This is a genomic window from Thiocapsa bogorovii (genome assembly GCF_021228795.1).
GTDB classification, from domain to species: Bacteria; Pseudomonadota; Gammaproteobacteria; order Chromatiales; family Chromatiaceae; genus Thiocapsa; species Thiocapsa bogorovii.
Genome location: NZ_CP089309.1, coordinates 254,107 through 275,606, shown reverse-complemented (window position 1 = coordinate 275,606; position 21,500 = coordinate 254,107). Strand labels below are relative to the sequence as shown.

Genomic DNA, 21,500 nt, shown 5'->3' with positions numbered 1-21,500 from the left:
AATGAAAGGTGTCCGAAACCCGTCCGCCGTCCCATGTGGCGTTCCCGCCGGGACATCGGCCTTCCGTCATTCCGGAGCAGCAGCGGCGGATGCGGTTCGATTGAGTGGACGGAAGCCACGGATGGCCGGAGGTCCGGCGTCGGCGAGAATTATTACACAGGATCGGGGAATCGCCAGGGGTCGAAAGCGGCCGGCTCGGATCGGGCTGCCTGCTGCGGAGGCGCGAGGGTGTTGCTGCTTTATCGGAGAGTCGGGATCGAGGTGCTGATGCAAAATCCCTGGACACGGTGGTCGGATCGCTGGCGCGGGTTGCGCGAGGCGCTGCTAGAGCCGCGGGTCGATGACGCGCGTCTCGGTGCAGCCCTGCAGGAGGCCCGCGCGCGGCATCCGCTTCCCGTGGTCTGGCTGATCGGCAAGACTCAATCCGGAAAGACCTCCATCATTCGGGCGCTCACCGGGAGCGGGCTTGCCGAGATCGGCAACGGTTTCCAGCCCTGTACGGCGACGACGCGGCTCTACGACTTTCCTGCGGAGGCGCCCTTGGTGCGCTTCCTCGATACCCGCGGCCTCGGCGAGGTCGCCTATGACCCGAGCGCCGACATCCACTACTGCGAGTCACAGGCCCATCTCTTGTTGGCCGTGATGAAGGCAACGGATATTGTCCAGGACGATGTTCGTGCGGTCCTGCGTCAGGTGCGCGGGCGCCACCCGGAATGGCCCTTGGTGATCGCGCAGACCGGATTGCATGAGGCTTATCCGCCGGGCGGCGAGCATCCCTCGCCCTATCCGTTCGAGGATGAGGGCTGGCAGGAATCCGTCCCCATCGACCTCGCCCGTGCCTTGCGTGCGCAAAGAGATCGACTCGGAGCGCTGCCGGGCGAGATCCCGGTGCGGTGGGTGCCGATCGATCTCACGCTCCCCGAAGATGGATTCGACCCGCCGGACTACGGCCTGGATGCCCTGTGGCAGGCAATCGACGGGGTCTCGACCCTGCGTCTCCAGGCCCTGTTGCGCAGCGATGCCGGCGTGCGCGACGCCTATGCCCGATCCGCCCACCCGCACATCGTCGGTTATGCGATTGCGGCGGCCGGTGTCGGCGCGCTTCCCTTGGTGGATCTGGTCGGTGTGCCGGCGATCCAGGCAAAGATGCTGCAAAGTCTCGCCACGCTCTACGGTCAGGACTGGGATCGCCGCGCCATCATCGAGTTCTTGGGTCTGCTCGGCACCGGCATCGGTGTGGCCTATGCGGCGCGCAGCGCCGGCCGCTCCCTGGTCAAGCTGATTCCGGTCTGGGGCCAAACGGCCGGTGCCGTCTGGGGCGCGACCGCCAGCGGCGCGACAACCTATGCGCTCGGTAAGGCCGCCGGGTTTCACTTCAATCGCCGACGCCGGGGGCTGCCCGCGGACGCCGAGGGGTTGCGCCGCACCTTCGCCGAAGGGTTCGACAAGGGCACCGCCCTGCTCAAAGACGTTGTCAAATCGGATCGGCCATGAACACACTCCTGAGCCGAATCGATCGCCTGCGCCTTCTTGCACTTCTGCTGTGGGCGGTTCCCGTCGCGGCGCTCGTGCCGCTGGGTCTGCTCTGGTTGTGGCAGATGGGAGCGATGCGCTACTGGCTGGTCGCGCTCGTCCTCTTCAGCGCGGCCGGCTACGGCCTTCAGGCCTGGCTGCATCGGCATGAGCGCCGGCTGCTCCACGCGGCGGAGACTGAATCGGACCCCGATTGGCCCCCTGCTGCCGACGGCGCTTGGGCGCTGGTCGAGGATCTGGCGGCACAGACCAAGCCCGAGGACTGGCCGATCGGGGCGGGCGACAGGCTCGGGGTTCTAGGGCAGCAGACGCTCGAGCGTGTCGCTCGGCATTTTCATCCCGACGTCGACGAGCCCCTGTTGGAGCTGACGGTGCCGCACACGCTCCTGATCGTCGAGCGGGCGAGCCGGGATCTGCGCGAGACCATCACGGACCACATCCCCTTCAGTCACCGGCTGACGGTGGGCTCGCTGATGCGCGCCTATCGCTGGAAGCCCTTTGCGGATCGCCTGTTGGGGCTTTATCGCGCCGGGCAATGGGTCGTGAATCCGGCCAATGCCTTCCTGACCGAGGCGTTGGCGCAGCTGCGTGGTCGCGGTTACGCCCTGGCGCAAGACGAGCTCTATGGCTGGATCCTGAGGGAGTACGTGCGCAAGGTCGGTACCTATGCGATCGAGCTCTACAGCGGGCGACTCCTACTGTCCGACGCTTCTCCCGAGGCCCGGCCGACCACGTCGTCCGAGCGTGATCTGCGCACGGCGGGATCCTCCGACGAGCCGGCCGGCGAGCCCTTGCGGATCCTGGTTTTGGGGCGTTCCAACGCCGGAAAATCCAGCCTGATCAACGCACTGTTTGGCCAGTTGCGCGTGGCGACCGATCTGCTGCCCGACACCACCAAGATGCTCACGCCCTATCGTTTGGCACGCGAAGGTCTCGACCTCGCCCTCATCTACGACACGCCGGGATCGGACGCGATGGACGAGCAGACTCTGCGCACGGCAGCGGGCGACGCCGATATGATCCTCTGGGTCAGTGCCGCCGACCGCCCCGACCGTCACGCCGATCGCGAGACCCTGGACAGCTTGCGCGCAGCGTTCGCCGAGCGCCTGACCCGTCGTCCGCCCCCGGTGCTCGTCGTGCTCAGCCATATCGATCGGCTGCGCCCGGTCCGCGAGTGGCTGCCGCCGTATGATCTCGCCGAGCCCAAGAGTCTGAAAGCGGAAAGCATCCTCGCCGCCGTCGAGGTGGTCGCGGCCGATCTTGCGATCCCGATCGCGAGCGTCATCCCGGTCTGTCTCGCCGGCGGGCGGGTCTACAACGTCGACGACGTCCTCTGGGCGGCCATTCTCGACCGTCTCGATGCCGCACAGCGCTCGCGTCTGCTGCGTTGCCAAGACGCGCGGAAACGCGAGGAAAACTGGTCGCTCGTGCGCAGACAATTGGCCAACGCGGGTCGCTTCCTGCTCGCCTTGCCCGAGCGCAGCACCGGCGCACGCAATCGACGATAGATGTCCCGCGGGATGCGACCGGCATCTTGCCGTCATGAATTGAAATCGAGGGCGATTTTCGGAACGTCCGACGCCGGAGGTTGACCCGGTTTGCACGGCTCGGCACAACGGCCTGAGCGCAGTGCGCCGTCGGCAGCGCGCTGGACGCCCTACAACGCCGACGGTGCCGGCTTGGCGCCGGCGCGACCGCTGAATACCTCAAGGTCGGAGCGAATCAACCTCCAGCAGGGCTCGCCGAGCTCCTCCTTCGGTCCGTTGACCTCGACCCTGAGATAGATGTCGGGCTCCTCCAGATAGATACAGAGCTGCAGCTCGATCGGCCGATCATCCGCGGTGTTCGCCGCGTAAAGCTCCAGGGTCAGATCGAATGCGTTGCTCGAGAGACGGGGCTGTCCGGTTTCGACGCGGACCAGCCCGCAATTGGGCTCGGCGCAGCGGCGGCGCAGGGCATAGCCCAGCTCGCGGTCGCAGAAGACACAGAGGGTGCGATTGACCTCGGCGAGGCGACGCTGTGCGTCTCGAAGGCGATGAGGGTATGGGACCTCGTCGCGGATCTCCTCGCGCAGCACGCGTCTCAGGCGGTCGAAGGCCTTCGGCAATGTTCCGCTGTGAAAGCCACGGCGGAGCATCCCGCGCATGGTTTCGCCATGGCCGCCGATGATGGCCGGCTCGATCGGCGTGCTCTCCAGATCGGATCGACGCACCGCCCCGATCCGGACCGCGTCGTATCCGCCCTGGTGCGAGCCGACATGATTGGCGGCATAGATCCTCCGATTCTCCTTCAGCTCCCAGACAAGGAAGCCTGCGAGCCCCGGCAACAAGAGGATGGTGACGGTCACGAAGGGGTAGGCGATCAGCTTCGGCAGAAAGGGCTCCGTGAGTGCAACGAGCAGCCCGGTGAGCGCGGGAAGGAAGGGCAACATCAGCTTGTGCGCGATGGTGACCAGAGGGAAGTGTTTGATCGGATTGACTTGCGGCTCCACCAACACGGTCACGTAAAACTGGATGATTGCCTCCGTGAGATTCCAGACCGGCGCAAACAGGGACTTGACGACAAGCGCGAGCCGCGACTCTCCGAGCTGATGGCTCAGCAACTCCTCGATGCGATGGAGTCCTTGCTCGAAGCGGCGCGTGACCTCTTTGAAGAAATGGAGCAGCTCCCGAACCAGTCCGATCACCAGAGTCTGATTCAGGCGCCGCAGGATCTGCCACGCGGCGCTCGCTGCGTTGTCGAGCATGCGTCGACCCGCCGGCGTATTGCGTGCGAGCGTGCCGATCGCAAAGGCCGGGATCAGCAGGGACAGACCGTAATCGATCTCAACCCCGTCGATCAGCAGACCCAGTCCCACGAAGGGGAGCACGATCAGCAAGCCGATGAACAGCGGCTGGACGAGGTTGCGATCCAGGCCGCGGACGAGGCTCGTCGATAGAAGTCTCGCGACGGGCGCCCAGCGCAGCAGCTTGCGTACCCCGTCGAACAGCAGTAGACGGACGGTCCACGAAAGGGCACGCCAGATCGTCTTGGCGATCGCTCGCCCGACGCGAGTGTAGGCGAACGCGTTGATCAGCAGCGCCAGGAGCAGTACCAGCCAGGCCGGCGCCAGGTGGACGGAGCTTCCCTCGGGCGCGATCAGGCCGGCCAGGATGTCGACGGTCTTGAGTCCGAGGAAGGCCAGGCCCGCCGGGAGGATCAGGTGACGAAGGATCAGCCGGCCCTGCGGCGTGCCGAACAGGGGTGCGCCGAGCTGCTGTAGGCCCTTGATATAGAACTCTCCCGGCTTATAGACGCCGGGGAGGGCTTTGGCGGCGATGCGATCGAAATGCGCAAGGCGGTCGCCGTGGAGGATCTCCTCCAGGGTTGGGTCGGGTAAGCGCAGGATATTACGTGCGACGATGTCGCGTACGTCGGTAAACTTCAGATGGCGGCGTCTTCGGATGACATCGAGCAGCTCCTCGCGCATCTTGTGGGCCGCGACCTGCTCGCGATGGTTGGCCGGGTTGAAACCGGCCTCTTCGAGCGAGGCACGAAGATGAGGTCGGAGCTGGTCGGCCAGGCGCCACGACAGCTGCTCCGAGAGCCGCCGCAGGGGCACGGCGAATCGTTCGACGTCCTGCACGGGCCACTCGATCTGCTCGAGCCGGCTCGCGGCGACCTCGAGTGCGCGCAGTGCCTTCAGGCGCGCCTGAAAGGGCAGGATCTGTCTCGGCTGCACCTTTCCGCCGCTCGCCGCCCATTGAAACGGGCGCAGGCGGTAGTAGGTTTTTCGGCTCTCCAGCAGAACGCGTTCCAGGTCGCGCAGGATCAGGTACGCCGAGCGTGCGGAGCCGGAGCGCATGACCTCCGTGCCGAGGCGCTCGGTCAAGGCGCTCAATTCGCCCGCCGTTTCCGGGCTCAGTTTCGCGTTGGCGGCGATCAGATCCGCCAAGGTGCTCTCCGCGGCAGCGGCACGTTGGGTGAGGGTTGCGCGGACGGCGTCCTGCGCATCCATGCAGGGCTCGCCCATGGCGATAAAGCGTCGTTGCGCCAAAGCCAGGTTGAGGAGCGCGGCGGCATAACGGTCGTCGAGCTCGGCGCGCTGGGCCTTGCGCACCGCATCGGCGAACAAGGCGAGATGAAGATCCAGCCGGATCCCACGAGGTCCTGCCGCGGATCGTCGACGGCTGAACAGGGTCGGGATGGCCAGTAGTGCGTCCAGGAGTGGGCCGGCCGGGGTGATCGCGATGTCACGGAGTCTGGTTGGCCAGTCTCGCCGGGCCAGTTGAGAGGCGTCGTGCAGGACCGCGAGACAGCGCGCCTCGACCTCGCCGGCAGGGCTCGCGGGCGGCGGAGCGGAGGCATCCGGCGGTGCGGGCTCAACCGGGCTGTACGGTGTTTCGCGGCCCTCCCGGGCCGCGGCCGCACGCGCGAAATCCGGATCCGAATCACCGTAGGGGAGGCCGGACGGGAGAAGCGGCAGATATTCGGGGACACCGCAGCGGTGATCAGGCCGCGTATGCTCAAGCAAGCGCGGTAGCCGACCGCCCTGGAGCGATGCGGGGAGATCGAGCCCGCTTTCGACGAGCCACAGATCGAGCGCATGCCAGTCGCGGACCGTCGGGAAAAAGAAACCGCGCGCTCCGGGTGAAAAGTAGCGCAGCCGCGCGACCAGGGCCACGAAACTGCGGCAAACGAAGGCGTCTCCGATGCCTGCAGGGACGACCCCGTCACGGGTCATGATGTCGCGCACTTCGGCCAACGCCAGCGGGCCGATTCGGTGAGCCAGACCGATCGGGCCGAACGGATCCACGTCGAGATTGTCGTCGCGGGCCATCTGCCAAGCGCGCGCGACCTCAGCCTCGAATCGCCGTGCCCAGTAGTCGCGCAGCAGTCTCGTGAAGCCGACACGGTCGAGTCTCTGCTCGGGCGGGATCGGCAGGAGGATCACGTAGTCGGGCAGGTTGAGCCCCTCGATGACCGCAAGCGCCTCCGGATTTTCCGATTCCAGCCCCGTGAGAAAGGCGCTGGATGGCATCAGGTAATAGGCGAGCTCCGGGATCGAGATGTCGCGTGCCTCGGTTGACAAGTGGTCGATGATCAGGCGTTCGATGGCCCTTGGATGGAACAGGAAGACACCTTCGGCCGGTTTGAGGACGCGCCCGCGGAAAAGCTTCGCGGTCGTTTCGGCGCTGGCGGAGAGGGTAGGGTCAGACACGGCGCTCGGGATGCTAGGTCGAAGGGGGCGGCATGATCGCGCAGCGCGCGGAGTGTCCCCGCGTCGTTGCCCACGCGCCCTATCGTAATTCCATTAGCTTAATGAAGGAAATCGATCGATGCTGATCCCGAGCCGCGATTACGGTGTTGCGGTTCGGCCTCGGGTGGCCGACTAGGCCTTGGCCGGGATCGGCCCATTGTTTTCCAGGATTCCGGTTTCCCCTTCGCTCTTGGCGATAATCACGGCACCGCAGGAATCGCTGAAGACGTTGACGGAGGTGCGCATCATGTCGAGGATTCGATCGACCGCCAGGATTAGGCCGATTCCTTCCAACGGCAGGCCGACGGCGGACAGGATGATGGCGATGGCAACGAGGCTGGCGGCCGGGATGCCGGCCACGCCGATCGATGTCAAGAGGGCCAGGATCACGATCATGAACTGGGTTGCGAGGCCGAGCTCGATGCCGTAGGCCTGTGCGATGAACATGACGGCGACGCATTCATACAGCGCGGTCCCGTCCATGTTCACGGTCGCGCCCAACGGCAGCACGAAGCTCGAGGTCCGGTTGGAGACACCTGCGTTCTTCTCGACGCATTCCATCGTCAGCGGGAGCGTGGCCGAGGAGGAGGCGGTCGAGAAGGCCGTGAGCAGCGCGGCACCCATGGCACGATAGTGACGACTCGGCTTCACACCCCCGACGAACAGGAGCAGCAGAGGCAGCGTCACGAAGAAATGGATGCCGAGCGCGATCACGACGCTGAAGAAGAAGAGCGCAAGCGGCCCGAATGCCTCCAATCCGGTATCCGTCACTGTCTTGGCGACAAGGGCGAAGACACCGATGGGCGCGAAGCGCATCACCAGCTCGGTGATCTTCATCATCACCTCGAAGACGCCGTTCCAGAAGTCGAGCTGGGTCTGTGCGAGGTTGCCGTTCAGGCGTGTGATGAAGAATCCGTAGAGCAGACTGAAGAAGATCAGCCCGAGCATCTGCCCCGCTGCCGCCGCTGCGACGATGTTCGTCGGCACCATACGCAGAAAGATCTCGACAATATCGGCGGCACCCTTGTCCGCGAATTGAGCCTCCAGGTCGCTCTTGCTGGCCGATAGTCCGAACACCTCCTCGGCCGAGCCATCCACCACACCCGGCTGAATGATGTTGACGACCAACAATCCCACGATGATGGCGAGCAGACTCGTCGTCGCGTAGTAGCCGATGGTCTTGCCCCCGAGACGCCCGAGATTGCTCGAGTTGCCGATTCCGGCGACCCCGACGATGATCGAAGACACGATCAGGGGTACAATCAACATCTTCAGGGCGTTGAGGAAAAGCTCGCCCAGAAAGGCGAAGATCGCGTATAGGGTAACCCCGAAAAGCCCGGTATCGGGCTCGATGATCAACCCAATGAGGATCGCCAACACGAGCGCGATCAGGATCTGCCAGTGGAGCTTCATTTTGAGAACCGACATCGACGTCTCCGAATGGCTCTGAGGTGTTCCGGCACGGGTCAGCGCGCGCCTGATTGCGGGATCTCTCATCCGCGCGGAAGAACTCGGCGATCCATCTTCGCCGAAGGTCGAGCCGGCTCGGCGTGCTCGAAGGGGTACTCGTGCAACCGCGCAGAGGGGCACATCTTATGCCGTACGCCGTGCCGAGACCAGACCGTCACAGCACACAGAGAGCGAACATCGTCAGCCATGCACTATCGCGTCTACTACTTATTCGAGCGTTCGGGGGAGTCGGTCTCGTCTGCGAGTGCGCTGGAGGTGAGCAGCCGGGAGATCCGAGAGCAGCTGCTGCCTCGCCTACAGCATGAAGACGATTATCTCGGGATCATCGATCACGCCGAGAACACCCTGCAGATCCTTCGCGAGCCCGGCTCGATCCGGTATTGGGTCGAGCTCCCCATCGATGCGGCCAAGGCCTCCTACGGTCGACACATGGATTTCGAAGAGGTGGATCAGCTCATCCGGGAGCTCCCCTCGGTCTTCGATCGTGAAGCCATTCCCGGACTCGAATATCGCCCTTGGTGAGTCTGGATGAATGAATCGACACGCAAGGTCCAACCCGTTTCGGCGGAGCCCGAAACAACCGATCCAATCAAGACGACAACCGGCTTTGTCTATCTCCTTCAGGCCCTGTCGTTCATTTTGGGCGTGACATCCGTCATCGGCGTCATCGTCAACTATCTGCGCCTCGCCGAGGTCCGGGGAACCTGGCTCGAATCACATTTCGTCTGGCAGATCCGTACCTTTTGGTTCCAACTCTTATGGGGTCTTATCGGTCTGGTGACCAGCGTGTTTTTGATCGGCTTTCTGATCTGGGGCGTCGTGTACTTCTGGACGCTCTATCGCGTCGTTAAAGGGTGGCTCAATCTGGCCGAAGAACGCCCGATGTATGCCGACTGAACCGCGTTTCGGGTGACAGCTGCGATCTTCTCGCGTGCCGTGGGCGCCCCGTCCGCCAATTGACGTCGGAGCGGACGCGGTTCAGATGATTTCGACCATCGAAGAACGCGGGGCGTGGATTGCCGGACTGGTGCGAGTCTAGCGCGTCAGCGATTCACCAAGAATCGATCAGGCGGCTGGGTGAGTTCGCGGACCCCGGCAATAGCGGGGGGCGTTCTTCATGAAACAGGCCGGTAGACGTAGGGTGAACGAGCGAGAGCGAAGTCCACCGGGTCCTGCGCCGGTGCTGGAGATGGTGTACTGCGCTGTGCTTGTCCACCGTACAGCGCTTGTCCACGTTGGAGCGCTTGTCCGCCCGACCGATCCGGTCAGTGAGGTGACCGGGCTGGATGATGGGCGAGGTCCGCTAAGGTGGTTCAGCGCACGGCCAAGATCAGCAGCACGACCAGCGCGACAACCGCACCGAGCGGCAGAATCGCCGCCTGCCAATCTCCCTTTTCCGCCTTCGGGCCGTTCTCCTGCCAGTGTTTGTAGGCCGGCCAGAGATAGAACAGCATCAGGACGAGCACCGCCGCAGCGGCGATTTTCAGCGCTAGCTCCATGGAATCATCTCCCTGCCCCGAGCGGGGTCATGTCTAGAGCCCGAACAAAAACCCCGGCGCTTGGCCGGGGTTCGTGCCCGAAGAGGGGCTCGTCGATCAGTCGTCGCCCATGATCCCCAGGATCTGCAGCAGACTGATGAAGATGTTGAAGATCGAGAGATAAATCCCGTAAGTCGCCATGATGTAGTTGGTCTCTTCACCCCGTGCGATTCGGCTCGTGTCGAACAGGATAAAGCCGCTCATCAGGAGAATGATGGCCGAAGAGATCGCCAGCGAAAGCGCCGGCATCTGGAGGAACAGGTTCGCCACGATCGCCAGGATCACGACCATCATGCCGGCGAAGATGAATCCGCCCATGAAGCTGAAGTCACGCTTGCTGGTCAATGCGTAGCCCGACAGACCCAGGAAGATCGCCGCGGTTCCGCCAAAGGCCAAGCCAACCGTCTGCGGGCCGTTCGGAAGGGCGAGGTACATGGACAGGATCGAGCCCAGGCCGAACCCCAAGAGTCCGGTGACGACGAAGATGACACCGATACCCTTCGATGAGTTGGCCGTGCGCGGAAGCACGAAGATACCCATCAGCATCGCGACGATCACCGAAACGAGATACATCCAGCTCGGTACGGCAAGGGCGATCGACACCATCGCGGTGAAGGCGCTGAAGCCCAGCGTGGCGGCGAGCAGCAAATAGGTGTTCTTGAGCACCTTGTTGGTCGAGATGACCGACTGCGAGCTGCGTGCGACGGTAAAGTCAGTGTTGGCCATTGGTGTGGTCACTCCGGTTAAGACAAGTCCAAGCTGCCGAGTCTGACTCGGCGAGAAGATCCGAGTTCCTGAAGGATACCTGATGGAGTCGCTCACGCAAGCATCAAGGCGTTTGGGTCCGCCTTTGACATGCGGTATCCTTCCCTCCGCTTCCACTTGGCGTTCGATGCCCGACAGCGTCGGGGGGTATTGGGCCGGGCGGTCGATTCGGAGAGGTGGCTGAGCGGTCGAAAGCGGCGGTCTTGAAAACCGTTGAGGGTTTATCCCCTCCGTGGGTTCGAATCCCACCCTCTCCGCCAATTAATTCAAAGCCTTACATATCTTTCTTGGGGTCCTCTGCGGCTGCTCTCGCTCACGTCCGCCCTCGCCCCAGCGCCCTGCGTGTCCGTACTCATCCGTGTCTGCATGGCGCTTTCCGGTTCGGTCCTCGACACGGCAGTGTCTAAAACCTCGATATATTCGAGTCATTGAGCCCGAAAAACCGACAATCGTGCGCGGCGCGCAACGGTTGCCGATCTCGCTGGCCGAGTTGCCTGTCTGTCGCATGGCGTCTGCGCTCAGCGCTGATCCTCGAGCCCGGTCAGGGTCCAGAGTCGGTCGATCTGCGCACGGAGCTCCGCGACCTCGACCTCCAGAGCTTCGATGCGGGCGCTGCGGGTCGGCTCGCCGCTCGACGCGCGCGCGGACTCCGGTATGTCCTCGATCTTGGGTCGCCCGCAGAGCAGGTGCGCGTAGCGCTCCTCCCGCTTGCCTGGCTGTCGCGGTAGCTCGACGACGAGCGGGCGGTCGCGCTTGGCCATGCCGTGCAATGTGGTGATGACCTGATCGAGATCCTTGAAATCGGCCAGCCGTGCGGTGTTGGTGCGCAACTCGCCGATGGTCTGGGGGCCACGCAACATCAGGGCACACAGCAGGGCATGCTCTTCTCGGCTCAGCAGGAAGGTGCCGACGATCTTGTGGTCGTAGCGTTCGGTGCGACCCGAAAGACTGGCGTAGATGAGGCCGCGGTCACGCAATTGATTGACCACGTGGCCGACCTCGCCGGGGGTCATGTTCATGACGGGATGGCGAGCGCTCTTCTGGTTGCAGGCGCTGACGAGGCTGTTCAGGGTCAATGGGTATTGGTCGGGTGTGGTGCGCTGCTTTTCCATGAGGCAGCCGAGGACGCGTGCTTCCGCCGGGGTCAGCATGGCATCGGAGGTTTCGGGGTCGTGCTCGATCGTCATGGTTGGCGGTCCTCTGGTGGTCGGTTGACGGATTCGGCGGCCGGGGCCGCTGGCCATTCGCGCATGCGCCGCACGGCCCAATCCAGGACGGTGCGCACACGTTCGTTCAGAAGCGCCCGCGCCTCTGCTTCGGTGACCCAGCGAAACTCCTGGTGCTCGGCAAAACCAAGTTGCGGGTTGATCCCCAGGGCCACATCACCGTGCGGTGACTCCGCCAGATAATAACGCGCGACCTTGCCGCGACCGTATGGCGGCGTTTCCACGAAAGACGTCCCCCAACGAAAATCCAGGTCGGTCAGTCCGGTCTCTTCGGCGACCTCGCGGCGTGCGGCGCTCAACGGCTCTTCGCCGGGCTCGGTCTCGCCCTTGGGGAAATCCCAGTAGCCGTAGCAGCGCAGAATCAGGACATGGATCTCGGATCCGAACCGACGGACCGGAACGACGCCGGCGGAGAGGATCAGTCGGCGTTTCATTCGGCGCACTCGCGTGTTGCAGATACCAATGGAAGCGACGGAGACGACGCGTCTTGCATGGCTGTCGCGCGGGGGAGGGTCTCGCTTGGGGCGGACCGCAGCGCGGCGGCTGCGCGTCGGATGCGGGTGATGATCGCGTCGCGACCCTTCGTGCCGAGGCGGTCCGCCAACAACGTGGGGCAATGGAGCTGGCGGGCGACCGCGATCAACAGTGCTGCGTCGTCGTCCGCGATGCGTCCGGCTCGCAGGCAGGATCCGAGTCGGCGCCGGACGAGCTCGGCCAGGAGCGGGAGGGTGGCGTCCAGAGAGCGATAGCCTTCGGTGAAGCCGCTCAGCTCATGGTCGTCGATCGCATCTCGACAGAGGGTCGATGGCAGCTCGCCGGAGCCCGGGACGGGTGGGGTGCGGATCGCAGCGACGAGCGCGAGAAGGGTGGCGGGGGCGAGCATGCGCAGCGGGCCGCCCAACAGCACCGGGAGCCGGGATTCCAGGCGTGCCTCGGCCCCTGCGGCAAAGCGCCAACCGCGCGCGTCGAGACGGCGCAGCACGACGAGCGCATGCTCGCCGCTTGCGGCATTTCGGCTGGTGCCTATCTGTGCCGGGCGAAAGCCGCAGCGGTCCCAAAAGCGGATCAATTCCGGTGTCGCGCCGAAGCTCGCGCCGAGGAGATCGACGCCCTCGGTGCGACCGTCACGCGCGAGACGGCGCAGCAGTCTGCGGCCGAGCCCGCGGCGTGCAAGCGCCGGATGGACGGCGATGCGGATCACGCGTAGGTAGCGCAGGGCAGGGGCCTCGGCGAGTCCGGCATGCGTCGACAGGGTCTGCGGGAGCAGGTGACCACGCGGCCGTCGTCGCCCCCTGAAGATCGCCTCGCACAAGGCGGGATCGGTGAAGCCGCCTTCCTCCGCGGCGAGCAGGGTGGCGACGACGTGCCCGCGCGATCGCAGCGCGTAGACGCGGACATTCGGACCGTCCAGCAGCATGCGCAGATCCATCGGCCGGGTCTGGTAATGGGCCAGGACGAGCAGACCGAAGAGCTCGCGCAGGGTCTTCTCGTCTTGGACCAATGCGTCGCGGTCGAGACGCTCGCAACGGATATCGGCGAGGTCGGCTTCGCGCAGCTCCTCCTCCGAGGCGGGGGCTGCGTCGAGCAGCAGGGCCCGGAAGGTCAGGGCTTCGAGCGGGTCACCGTCCGCCCAGCGAATCGGTGTGTCGAGGGCGATTGCGCGCCAATTCGGTGTGAGCCGATCCAGCGTGTTGCGAAAACGTACGTCGAAGCCGCGCCCGGTGCCCTCGTAGCCGTGGACCGTGGTCGCGAAGACGACGCGCGGGTAACGGGAGAGTAGGGTCTCAAGGATGGGCGCGGGGATGCCGGCGGCCTCGTCGATCAGGAGCAGATCGGCTGCCGGTGTTTCCGCGGCGAGATCGGCAGGGGAGACGAAAGCGAGTGATCCCGATGCACGACTGTGCACGGATCGATCTGCCATCGGTGGCGTCGCCGTGTCCGTCGTCGTCCCGGTCCACTTATCAGGAGCGGAGGCCCTAGCATGATCGTCCAACACGGCTGCGGCGTGCTTGAAGAGCGCGTCGGCCGCCGAGCGTCGCGGCGCGGTCGCCAGGATTCGGAGCGGACTATCGCGCAGCAGTCGGCCGGCGGCGAGGCCCAGGGCGGCACTCTTGCCGCGTCCGCGATGCGCTCGGATCACGAGCGGGCGGCGTGCACGGCCGTGTGCGACCGCCAGGATGGCCGCGATGGCGTGATCTTGATCCGATGTGGCGGGCTCGGCGGGGTCGGGGTCGCTGTTTTTGGTGGTCTGGCCAGGGTCGTCCGGCTCCGGGGTGACGCGCGTGCTGTCGGAGACGAATCTCTTCGCGCTCGAGATGCTTTCCGGGCCACCTTGGGCACGATGGACGACACCCGGGTCGGACCCGAGCAGCCTCGCGAGCCGGCGCAGGAAACGCCCGCCGACCGATGCTGCCGTATTTGGCCAAACAGCGATGCGCTCGGCTTGCGGGTCGACGAGATCAGGCCAATCGGCCAACGGCGGGGTCAACAGCAGGAGGAGACCGCCTCTGCGAATCGCCCCGGTGGCCGCGCCGAAACCATCCGGGTCGAAGCCGCTGTGGGCGTCATAGACCAAGAGATCGAGATCGCTGCCGAGCAGCCGGTCCGCGGCCCGCAGCGCAAGGGCGCCGTCGGCCAGGGATCGCTCGGTTAGCCAGTTCGGAACCTGATCCGCGAGCGCGGCGACGCAACGCCGCGCAAGGTCTGCGGTCCAGTCCGCATCACCGCTCAACAGCAAGGTCGCGCGATGACCGGCGCCTTGTGCATGTCGCTGCAGCGTGCGGACGAGGGTTTCGAGGGTGTCCTCATGCAAGCGCGCGAGGGTCTCTTCAGACACGGATCCGCCGGGACGGATGGGGCCACGGCCTCGTTGTCCGGTAGTTCCTCGGCGGCAGACACCGGATCCATTCCGGATCCGGGATCCCGATGTTCGCACGGGGATGCGGGCACGGCATCGGCATCGCTCAGTCGCCCAAGGGTCCGGTCACCGGCACGAAACGCACCGGCAGGAGGTCACGGCGTCGCAGGGTGCCGTCCTCGTCCTTGTCGAAGATCGCGAGCTGTTGGACGCTATGCGTCTCGCCGATCGGCATCACCAGACGGCCGCCGGGTTTCAGTTGATCGATCAGCTGGTCCGGAATCACGGGCGCGGCGGCGGTCAGGATGATGCCGTCGAACGGAGCGGCCTCGGGCCAGCCGAGCCATCCGTCGCCGGCACGGACCTGGACCTGCGGGTAACCCGCGGCCTCGAGATTCGCGTGCGCGCGCTCGGCCAGCTCGGGGACGATTTCGACCGAATAGACATCGACCCCCATCTCAGCCAGTACGGCCGCCTGATACCCGGACCCGGTGCCCAGCTCGAAAACCCGGTCGCCGGGGCCGACGTCGAGCAGCTGACTCATGATGGCGACGATGTAGGGCTGAGAGATGGTCTGCCCGCCGCCGATCGGCAGGGGGTGATTGGCATAGGCCAAGGCGCGTTGAGCGTTCGGTACGAAGGCGTGGCGAGGCACTCGAAGCATGGCCTCGGCAACCCGAGGATCGAGCCGCGCGAAACCCAGCTCGGGGGCGGTCATGCGGACCTCGGCCTCGATCTTCTCGACGAGTCGTTGACGTTCCGCGGTCATGTCTTGATCCGATGCGCAGGCGTTGACCGTCGTGAGCAGGCAGAGTCCGACGGCGAGGAGTAAGCAGTCAACCGAACGCAAAGGGCCTCTGCGGTCGGTCATTTGAACAGATCCTCCGCGGCACGTTTCAGCGACTCCGGGTCGGTCGACGCGCTCGGGAGATCGCCGGGTTTCAGCGCAGGCGACTGCAGCAGAGGCTGAAACCAGTCGCAGAAGTTGGATCGGTCTTTCGCAATGACGCGATCCACCATCGGTTCCCGGCACTCGTTGGGTCGTCCGGGCGCGTAATGCCGACAGTTGCGACAGCAATGGGTCGGTTTGTCGCAACCGGGGCAGCGCAGCTCGCGCCCGTAATCGAGCTTAGTCAGTCCCCGCCCGCAATTCCAGCAATGTCCTCTGATCTCCTCGCCCATGATGCGCCTCGGTCGGCCGGTGTACCGGCGTGAAACTAATCGCCGAGGTTCGGGACGTCAATGCATCAAGATCTCGATTTGCAACCGCTGGTTGTGGTCGGCTTCCGGCACGAGGCGTCGGATGCGGGCGCTCAAGCGGCGTTGTCGCGCCAGCAGCCTGGCGACGACCAGGTTCTCGCCACGCGGGAGATAGCCCAGCATGTGGCCCTGCCAAAGGATGGCCACGGCATCGCCGTCGTGCGGGTTGTCGCGCTCCGCGCTGAGGGTCAGGGGGGAGCCGGCCCGCAGTGCGGGCAGGAAAGCCGGTGCCTCATGGTGGCGGAAACCCGCGAGGCGACTGCGCTGGATGACCAGGTGACGGCCGATGACGGCCTCGTCGAGAGAGGGCTCGGGGACATTCGTTGCAGATCGTTGCCGATGGGACATTGGGGTCGCCTCATGGGTCCGGTGAGCGTGATCCTAAACAGGTGGGTGGCTCAAAAGGTGAGCCACCGAGGCGTTTTTTCGTTTCGAGAGGGTTGCGGATCCGATCGATCCTCGACATCGGCGTTGCGTCGGCGGAGCCGTTTTTTGGCGAGGTTGCGCCGAAGATGGGGGTGCAAAACCACTCCGTCGACTGGTTGCGGCTCGCGCCGCACGGCGCAACCAGCGGGGCCGCGCTGCAACCGAGCCGAGGAGCGCCTCAGAGAATCAGGGCCACGACCGCTCCCGTCGACAGCGTTGCCATGGTCCCGGCGAGGATCGACTTCAGTCCCAGGGCGACGATCTCGTCGCGGCGTTCCGGCGCCATGGCCCCGAGGCCGCCGATCATGATGCCAAGGCTGCCGAGATTGGCGAATCCGCAGAGTGCGTAGGTCATGATCAGCCGGCTTCTCTCGCTGAGCTCGGCACTTGCGGTGCCGGCGAGCTCCAGGTAGGCGATCAGCTCGTTGAGGATGGTCTTAATGCCCATCAGGGAGCCGGCCACCTGCGCCTCGGACCATGGGATGCCGATCAGCCAGACGACCGGCGCCATCGCCCAGCCGAGGATGCGCTGTGCGGTCAAGGGCTCGCCGGCGACCGTCGGCAGCAGACCCAGCATCTGGTTGGCGAGACTCACCAGCGCGACCATCACGATCAACATCGCCAGGATGTTGAGCCAGAGCGGGATGGCATCGAGCGTCCCGCGTGTAATGGCGTCCATACTGCTGCGCGACGCGCTCGGGATAGCGACGATCGAGCGGTCCGCCTCCTCAGCGTGCTCCGGCACCAGAACGCCGGCGATCATCAAGGCCGCGGGTGCGCTGATCAGGGAGGCGGTCAGGATATGTCCCATCGCGTCCGGCACGGTGTCGGCCAGGATCCCCGCATACAGCACCATGACGGTTCCGGCGACGGTCGCCATGCCGCAGGTCATGAGCGCGAAGAGTGCCGAGCGCGATAGTCCCGCGAGGTAAGGCCGGATCAAGAGTGGTGCCTCGGTCATGCCGACGAAGACGTTCGCCGCCGCGCCCAGACCCAGCGCCCCGCCGGTGCCCATGGTCCGTCGCAAGAGCCAAGCGAAGCCTTGCACGAGCAGCGGCAGCACGCGCCAGTGGAAGAGCAGGGCGGAGAGTGCGCTCATCACCAGGATCAACGGGAGCGCCTGAAAGGCGAGTACGAAGCTGTTTTGCGGGTAGCGCGTCTCGAAGGGTGCTGCGCCGCCGCCGAGGAAACCGAAGACCAGCTCGGTGCCGGCTTGGGTGGCGCGCTGCACGGCCAGCACGAGGTCGGTGAGAGCCAGAAAGGCGGCTTGGGCGAGCGGCAGCTTCAACAGCAGAAGGGCAAGCGCGATCTGCAGGGCCAGGCCAGCGAGGACCAAGCGCGGGCTGACCGCGCGACGTCGCTCGCTAGCGAGCCAGGCCAGACCGAGGATGACACCCAGTCCGAGCAAGGGCTGCAAGGTGCTCAGCATACGGCCGGGCCGACTCAGTGCTGCGAGGGGGAGGGCTCGTGGCGGGTCAACTCGGCGAAGAGCTGTTTGGCGTCCACCGCATCGAATGCGTAGTTGCGGTTGCAGAACTCGCAGGTGACGCTGACCGCGCCCTGCTCGGCGATGATGTCGTCCACCTCGTCCGGGCCGAGGAGCTTGAGCGTCTCCTCGATTCGGGTGCGCGAGCAGCCGCAACGAAAGGCGATCGGTTCGGGCTCGAAGAGCCGAATCGACTCCTCGTTGAAGAGCCGATAGAGGAGATCGCCGGTGGATTGGCCGGTCAGCTCCTCGGGCGTCAGGGTCCCTGCGAGCATCCCGATCCGCGACCAATCTTCGTCGCTCAAACCCTCGCCGGGGAGGCGCTGCAGCAGCAGTCCGGCGGCACGGTTCTCGCCGGCGGTGAGCCAGAGTCGTGTCGGGAGCTGCTCGGAGTCGACGAAATAACGCTCGATCGCCGCCGAGAGATCCGACCCCTCCAACGGGACGATCCCCTGGTAGGGTTCGGCACCGCGACGCTCGATCGTTAAGGCCAGATGGCCCTCGCCGAACCGAGCCGCGAGTGTTCCGTCGATAGGCACCTCGCCTTCCCAGCGGGCAAGCCCGCGCACCTTGTGCTCGTGAGTCGCCTGAGCAACCAGGGTGCGGATGGGTCCTTTTCCTTGCGCTTGCAGGATGAGAGAGCCTTCGAATTTGATCGTCGAGGCAAGCAAGGTGACCGCGGCCAACGACTCGCCGAGCGGATTGCGGACCGCTTCCGGGTAGGGGTGCGCACCGAGGACGGCACGCCAAGTCGCGTCCAGGTGGACCAGGTTGCCGCGAATTCCGATGTTCTCGAAGGTGAAGCGGTAAAGACGATCCGAGTCGCTCATCCGGTACTCCAAGGGGTCCACTGTGGCCCTGTTACATCTTGTTGCAATTTGTCATCGATCGAGGCGTGTGTCCGATCCGCAGCGTCGGATTCTTCTGATCGCCCTTATCGCGCTTGATGTCTCTCATAGTTTCAATCTGTTACATGGGCTGCACAGGTCGGCTTCAGGCGCTTTGGGTGGCTCGGCGAGGCTTGCAACTACTTAAGCAAAGACTAATATTAGAGCCAACGATGTAGCTAAAAGGAAACAATCATGATGCCTCTTATCTTAAGTCTGATCACGGCAACCTTCTTCTTGGCCTTGGCCGGCGCGACCTACGGAGCCGAAGCGCTCGTGACCGATGCCTGGATCCCGATGGTGTTCTTAGGTCTGCTCGGATCCGGGATCACCGTCTTTATCCTGAGCGAGCAGGCGAAGCAGTGACCGACACGACATCCACCGAACCCCGGTGCGCCTTGGCGCACCGGCGCTCGACCCACTCAGCCTTGGCCTGAGTCCCGCAGGAACTCATCGACAGCCTCGGAGAGGTCGCGTTCTCCCGCGAGAACGGCCGGCTCGAAACCCCGCCTCCAGTAGGGCATCAAGAGACGCGCCTGACGCCACTCCTCGAAGAGGATTCGCGCCAAGGGTCCGCCTTCTTCGATAAAGCCCGAATCGCGAAAATCCCGCTCCGCGCGTGCACGGTCGTAGTCGAATCGCACGATCTCCCAGATCCAACGCCCCCGACGCTCTTCGAGCAAGGCATAGCTCCCACGTGTGTCGCCGTCGAACGGCGAGCCGACCGAGCCGACGTTCAGGATAGGTGTACCGTCCAGCTCCCGGTGGAGGGGCCGGTGCGTATGCGCCGTCACGAACAGGGCGACATCCACCGGGAGGTTGCCGCGGATGTCCTCGTCCGAAACCCCGGCCGAGATGCCGAAGCGGTTCCCGGCCATGGTCCCGTGCGTGACGTGCACCCAGCTTGAATCGCTTTCGCCGTGGAAACAGAGATGATCCGGCCAGCCTTCGAGTGCCGCGATGCGCTCGCGCACCTGCTCGTAGGTCCAGTCGGCGAAACGCCGCATCTGTCCTTCCAGCTCCGTGCGCGGCGGCTCCTGAGCGCAACGCAAGATCCAAGCCTCGTGGTTGCCCTTCACCGGCAACCAACCACGTGTGCGGCGCAGCTCGTCGAACAGCTCGACACAGGCAAGGCTGCTCGGCCCGCGATTGACAAGATCCCCGTCCATCACCACCAGATCCGGATCCCAGTCGAGGATCCGCTCGACCGCGACCTCCATCGCCGGGAGGTTGGCTTGAACATCGGAAAAGATCGCAACCTTCATGATCTGGGCGTCCCGTGTTAAACCGCGTCCCGTGCGGTATGCGTCGTTTCGAGTGGGCGGCCGGTGCGGCATCCCTCTGAGATGATGGCGTCGACGCGGTTTAAGTATTGAATTCGTAACTGCGAACCTCTGCATATCGCGGCGTACGGACGCGGTTCAGGAGGCGACTTCGCCGATCTGCTTGCGTACCGAATCGACTTTTCCGTGGAGACGCCCGCCCTGACCCTTGCGGATGTCGAGCTTCGCCGTTGCATAGACGCGCTCGCAGCCCAGTGCCTCGAGGATCTCATGGGCGCGCTCGATCAACGCGAGCGCCTCGGTCAAGGTGTCCGTCTCGACGACGGTACCCATCGGCGAGAGTCTATAGTCGTGGCCACTGTCGCGGATCATGGCGATGACGGGGGCGACGAAACTGCTCAGACCGGCACCACGATCAACCGGAAAGATACTCAGATCGAGCAAAACGGACATGATGAGACCTTGATGATGCGCGTGGCTCGGCCGCGTGCCGAGGCATCGAAGCCGAGCGAGGATTGCCCTGCGGCGGACCTGAACTATAGACTGAAGGCCATTAGACGCCCTGCAACAGCCGGGAACAAGTCGACCGCAAAGGATTTCCAATGGCCATCCAGACCGACACCGAGACCCCGAGCGACGCCGCCGAGCCCGATTGGGAAACCCCCTTGTCGCTCACATTGACACCGTCACTCCTCATCCACTCCTTAATGGGGACGGCCAGCGCGGTCCACACGGGTTGGACGAGTTGTGTCGACGACTCGCTGGTCATTTCCGACTTGGTGTCGATGGAGGATCGGGCGGGAAACTATATCCGGCTGGCCGAGCAGGAGTTCGTCGAGGACGATCAGCCTGCGACCGTCTGGCATGACTGGACGCTCGAGGTGCGCATCGGCACCGTGCTGACCACGGGGCACTGGCAGTTCCCGGTGACCGCGCATCCCTCGGAGTGGGAATGGAACGCACGCGAGGCTGGTCGCGCGTTCGAACGCGCCTGTCTCTTGGTCGGGCGCCGGGTGCGACGTACCATGGCCGTCGAGGATCCCGTACCGACCGATTCGGTTCCGCGCGCGAGTCGGCATTAGTGGTTTAAGGTGCCAAGCCCGTTTCGTGACCCTTGCGATCGGATGTGGGCTCGGTTCATCTGTCGTTGCGAGTCGGCTTGCTTAGACCCCCGTCATCGTCCAGAGTGTTCGGGCAGGCCGGGCAAGGTGCCACGCCGCGCTCCGAGGAGAGAGGCATGAAGATCAGTGTCGATGTCGAAATGACGCCCGAAGAGATGCGCAAGCTGTTCGGCTTGCCGGACGTCGAAGCCTTTCAGCGCCAGTTGATGGACGACATCCGCGAGCGCATGGTCTCGGGCACCGAGGGTTACGACCCGATCAAGCTCTTCCAACCCTACGTGACCGGGACCATGGCCTCGTGGGACATGTTCCAGAAAATGCTCACTAATGCCGCGAGCATGTCCTCGGGAGGCGCCAGCTCGGGCAGCGAAAGCCCGGACGGTGAGTCCACGCCGCGCCGAAAATAGTG

General features: G+C 64.7%; 21 protein-coding genes and 1 tRNA gene. 8 read left to right on the top strand and 14 right to left on the bottom strand.

Features of this window, described 5'->3' with window-relative positions; genetic code table 11:
* The first annotated feature begins 267 nt into the window (after positions 1-267).
* Both LT988_RS01255 and LT988_RS01250 read left to right on the top strand, forming a co-directional pair.
* On the top strand, positions 268-1,494 hold the full coding sequence (locus tag LT988_RS01255; protein WP_232408467.1) for a YcjF family protein: 1,227 nt from the start codon (positions 268-270) through the stop codon (positions 1,492-1,494).
* On the top strand, positions 1,491-3,041 hold the full coding sequence (locus LT988_RS01250; protein WP_232408466.1) for a GTPase family protein: 1,551 nt from the start codon (positions 1,491-1,493) through the stop codon (positions 3,039-3,041). The genes LT988_RS01255 and LT988_RS01250 overlap by 4 nt, the downstream gene beginning before the upstream one ends.
* A 149-nt stretch (positions 3,042-3,190) precedes the next feature.
* Here the strand turns inward: LT988_RS01250 and LT988_RS01245 are convergent, their stop codons facing one another.
* Entirely contained in the window at positions 3,191-6,733 is a 3,543-nt protein-coding gene (locus tag LT988_RS01245) for a sulfite exporter TauE/SafE family protein (protein ID WP_232408465.1), read from the bottom strand.
* Between the two features lie 171 nt (positions 6,734-6,904).
* Complete coding sequence (locus LT988_RS01240; protein ID WP_232408464.1) at positions 6,905-8,200, bottom strand: dicarboxylate/amino acid:cation symporter; 1,296 nt, start codon at positions 8,198-8,200, stop codon at positions 6,905-6,907.
* A 228-nt stretch (positions 8,201-8,428) separates the two neighbouring features.
* Between LT988_RS01240 and LT988_RS01235 the strand changes: the two genes are divergently transcribed.
* On the top strand, positions 8,429-8,764 hold the full coding sequence (locus LT988_RS01235; RefSeq protein WP_232408463.1) for a hypothetical protein: 336 nt from the start codon (positions 8,429-8,431) through the stop codon (positions 8,762-8,764).
* 6 nt (positions 8,765-8,770) lie between these two features.
* Complete coding sequence (locus LT988_RS01230) at positions 8,771-9,139, top strand: DUF4870 family protein (RefSeq protein WP_232408462.1); 369 nt, start codon at positions 8,771-8,773, stop codon at positions 9,137-9,139.
* 416 nt (positions 9,140-9,555) lie between these two features.
* On the opposite strand, the gene LT988_RS01225 is transcribed toward LT988_RS01230, so the two are convergent.
* Both LT988_RS01225 and LT988_RS01220 read right to left on the bottom strand, forming a co-directional pair.
* A complete protein-coding gene (locus LT988_RS01225) occupies positions 9,556-9,741 on the bottom strand; it encodes a hypothetical protein (RefSeq protein WP_232408461.1) in 186 nt (61 codons plus the stop codon).
* 96 nt (positions 9,742-9,837) lie between these two features.
* Entirely contained in the window at positions 9,838-10,506 is a 669-nt protein-coding gene (locus LT988_RS01220; protein WP_232408460.1) for a Bax inhibitor-1/YccA family protein, read from the bottom strand.
* A gap of 209 nt (positions 10,507-10,715) precedes the next feature.
* Between LT988_RS01220 and LT988_RS01215 the strand changes: the two genes are divergently transcribed.
* Positions 10,716-10,805, top strand: a tRNA-Ser gene (locus LT988_RS01215).
* 258 nt (positions 10,806-11,063) lie between these two features.
* On the opposite strand, the gene LT988_RS01210 is transcribed toward LT988_RS01215, so the two are convergent.
* From LT988_RS01210 to hslO, 8 genes are all read right to left on the bottom strand, one after another.
* Positions 11,064-11,732: a YceH family protein gene (locus LT988_RS01210; protein WP_232408459.1), complete on the bottom strand. Its 669-nt coding sequence runs from the start codon at positions 11,730-11,732 to the stop codon at positions 11,064-11,066.
* The gene (locus tag LT988_RS01205; RefSeq protein WP_232408458.1) at positions 11,729-12,205 is read right to left on the bottom strand and encodes a bis(5'-nucleosyl)-tetraphosphatase; all 477 of its coding nucleotides are present in this window, start codon (positions 12,203-12,205) and stop codon (positions 11,729-11,731) included. Before LT988_RS01205 ends, LT988_RS01210 begins: the two co-directional genes overlap by 4 nt.
* Complete coding sequence (locus tag LT988_RS01200; RefSeq protein ID WP_232408457.1) at positions 12,202-14,607, bottom strand: tRNA(Met) cytidine acetyltransferase TmcA; 2,406 nt, start codon at positions 14,605-14,607, stop codon at positions 12,202-12,204. The genes LT988_RS01205 and LT988_RS01200 overlap by 4 nt, the downstream gene beginning before the upstream one ends.
* A 127-nt stretch (positions 14,608-14,734) precedes the next feature.
* The gene (locus LT988_RS01195; RefSeq protein ID WP_332460516.1) at positions 14,735-15,499 is read right to left on the bottom strand and encodes a protein-L-isoaspartate(D-aspartate) O-methyltransferase; all 765 of its coding nucleotides are present in this window, start codon (positions 15,497-15,499) and stop codon (positions 14,735-14,737) included.
* Positions 15,496-15,810 (bottom strand): hypothetical protein, encoded by a 315-nt coding sequence (locus LT988_RS01190; protein ID WP_232408456.1) that lies wholly within the window; start codon positions 15,808-15,810, stop codon positions 15,496-15,498. Before LT988_RS01190 ends, LT988_RS01195 begins: the two co-directional genes overlap by 4 nt.
* A gap of 57 nt (positions 15,811-15,867) precedes the next feature.
* Positions 15,868-16,236, bottom strand: a complete 369-nt coding sequence (locus LT988_RS01185) for an HIRAN domain-containing protein (RefSeq protein WP_232408455.1) — start codon at positions 16,234-16,236, stop codon at positions 15,868-15,870.
* Positions 16,237-16,492: 256 nt separating this feature from the next.
* Positions 16,493-17,743 (bottom strand): NupC/NupG family nucleoside CNT transporter, encoded by a 1,251-nt coding sequence (locus LT988_RS01180; protein WP_332460515.1) that lies wholly within the window; start codon positions 17,741-17,743, stop codon positions 16,493-16,495.
* A gap of 14 nt (positions 17,744-17,757) precedes the next feature.
* Positions 17,758-18,630, bottom strand: coding sequence for an Hsp33 family molecular chaperone HslO (gene hslO / locus LT988_RS01175; protein ID WP_232408454.1), 873 nt, complete (start codon positions 18,628-18,630; stop codon positions 17,758-17,760).
* Positions 18,631-18,882: 252 nt separating this feature from the next.
* Here hslO and LT988_RS01170 point away from each other — a divergent pair, with 252 nt between their 5' ends.
* Entirely contained in the window at positions 18,883-19,053 is a 171-nt protein-coding gene (locus LT988_RS01170; RefSeq protein ID WP_232408453.1) for a hypothetical protein, read from the top strand.
* Positions 19,054-19,109: 56 nt separating this feature from the next.
* Here the strand turns inward: LT988_RS01170 and LT988_RS01165 are convergent, their stop codons facing one another.
* Together LT988_RS01165 and LT988_RS01160 are read right to left on the bottom strand one after the other, a co-directional pair.
* Positions 19,110-19,952 carry a metallophosphoesterase family protein gene (locus tag LT988_RS01165; protein ID WP_232408452.1) on the bottom strand — a complete coding sequence of 281 codons (843 nt, stop codon included), beginning with the start codon at positions 19,950-19,952 and terminating at the stop codon, positions 19,110-19,112.
* A gap of 156 nt (positions 19,953-20,108) precedes the next feature.
* Positions 20,109-20,423 carry an MTH1187 family thiamine-binding protein gene (locus LT988_RS01160; RefSeq protein ID WP_232408451.1) on the bottom strand — a complete coding sequence of 105 codons (315 nt, stop codon included), beginning with the start codon at positions 20,421-20,423 and terminating at the stop codon, positions 20,109-20,111.
* Between the two features lie 149 nt (positions 20,424-20,572).
* Between LT988_RS01160 and LT988_RS01155 the strand changes: the two genes are divergently transcribed.
* Complete coding sequence (locus tag LT988_RS01155; protein ID WP_232408450.1) at positions 20,573-21,052, top strand: hypothetical protein; 480 nt, start codon at positions 20,573-20,575, stop codon at positions 21,050-21,052.
* 155 nt (positions 21,053-21,207) lie between these two features.
* Complete coding sequence (locus tag LT988_RS01150; RefSeq protein WP_232408449.1) at positions 21,208-21,498, top strand: DUF6489 family protein; 291 nt, start codon at positions 21,208-21,210, stop codon at positions 21,496-21,498.
* Positions 21,499-21,500 lie beyond the last annotated feature (2 nt).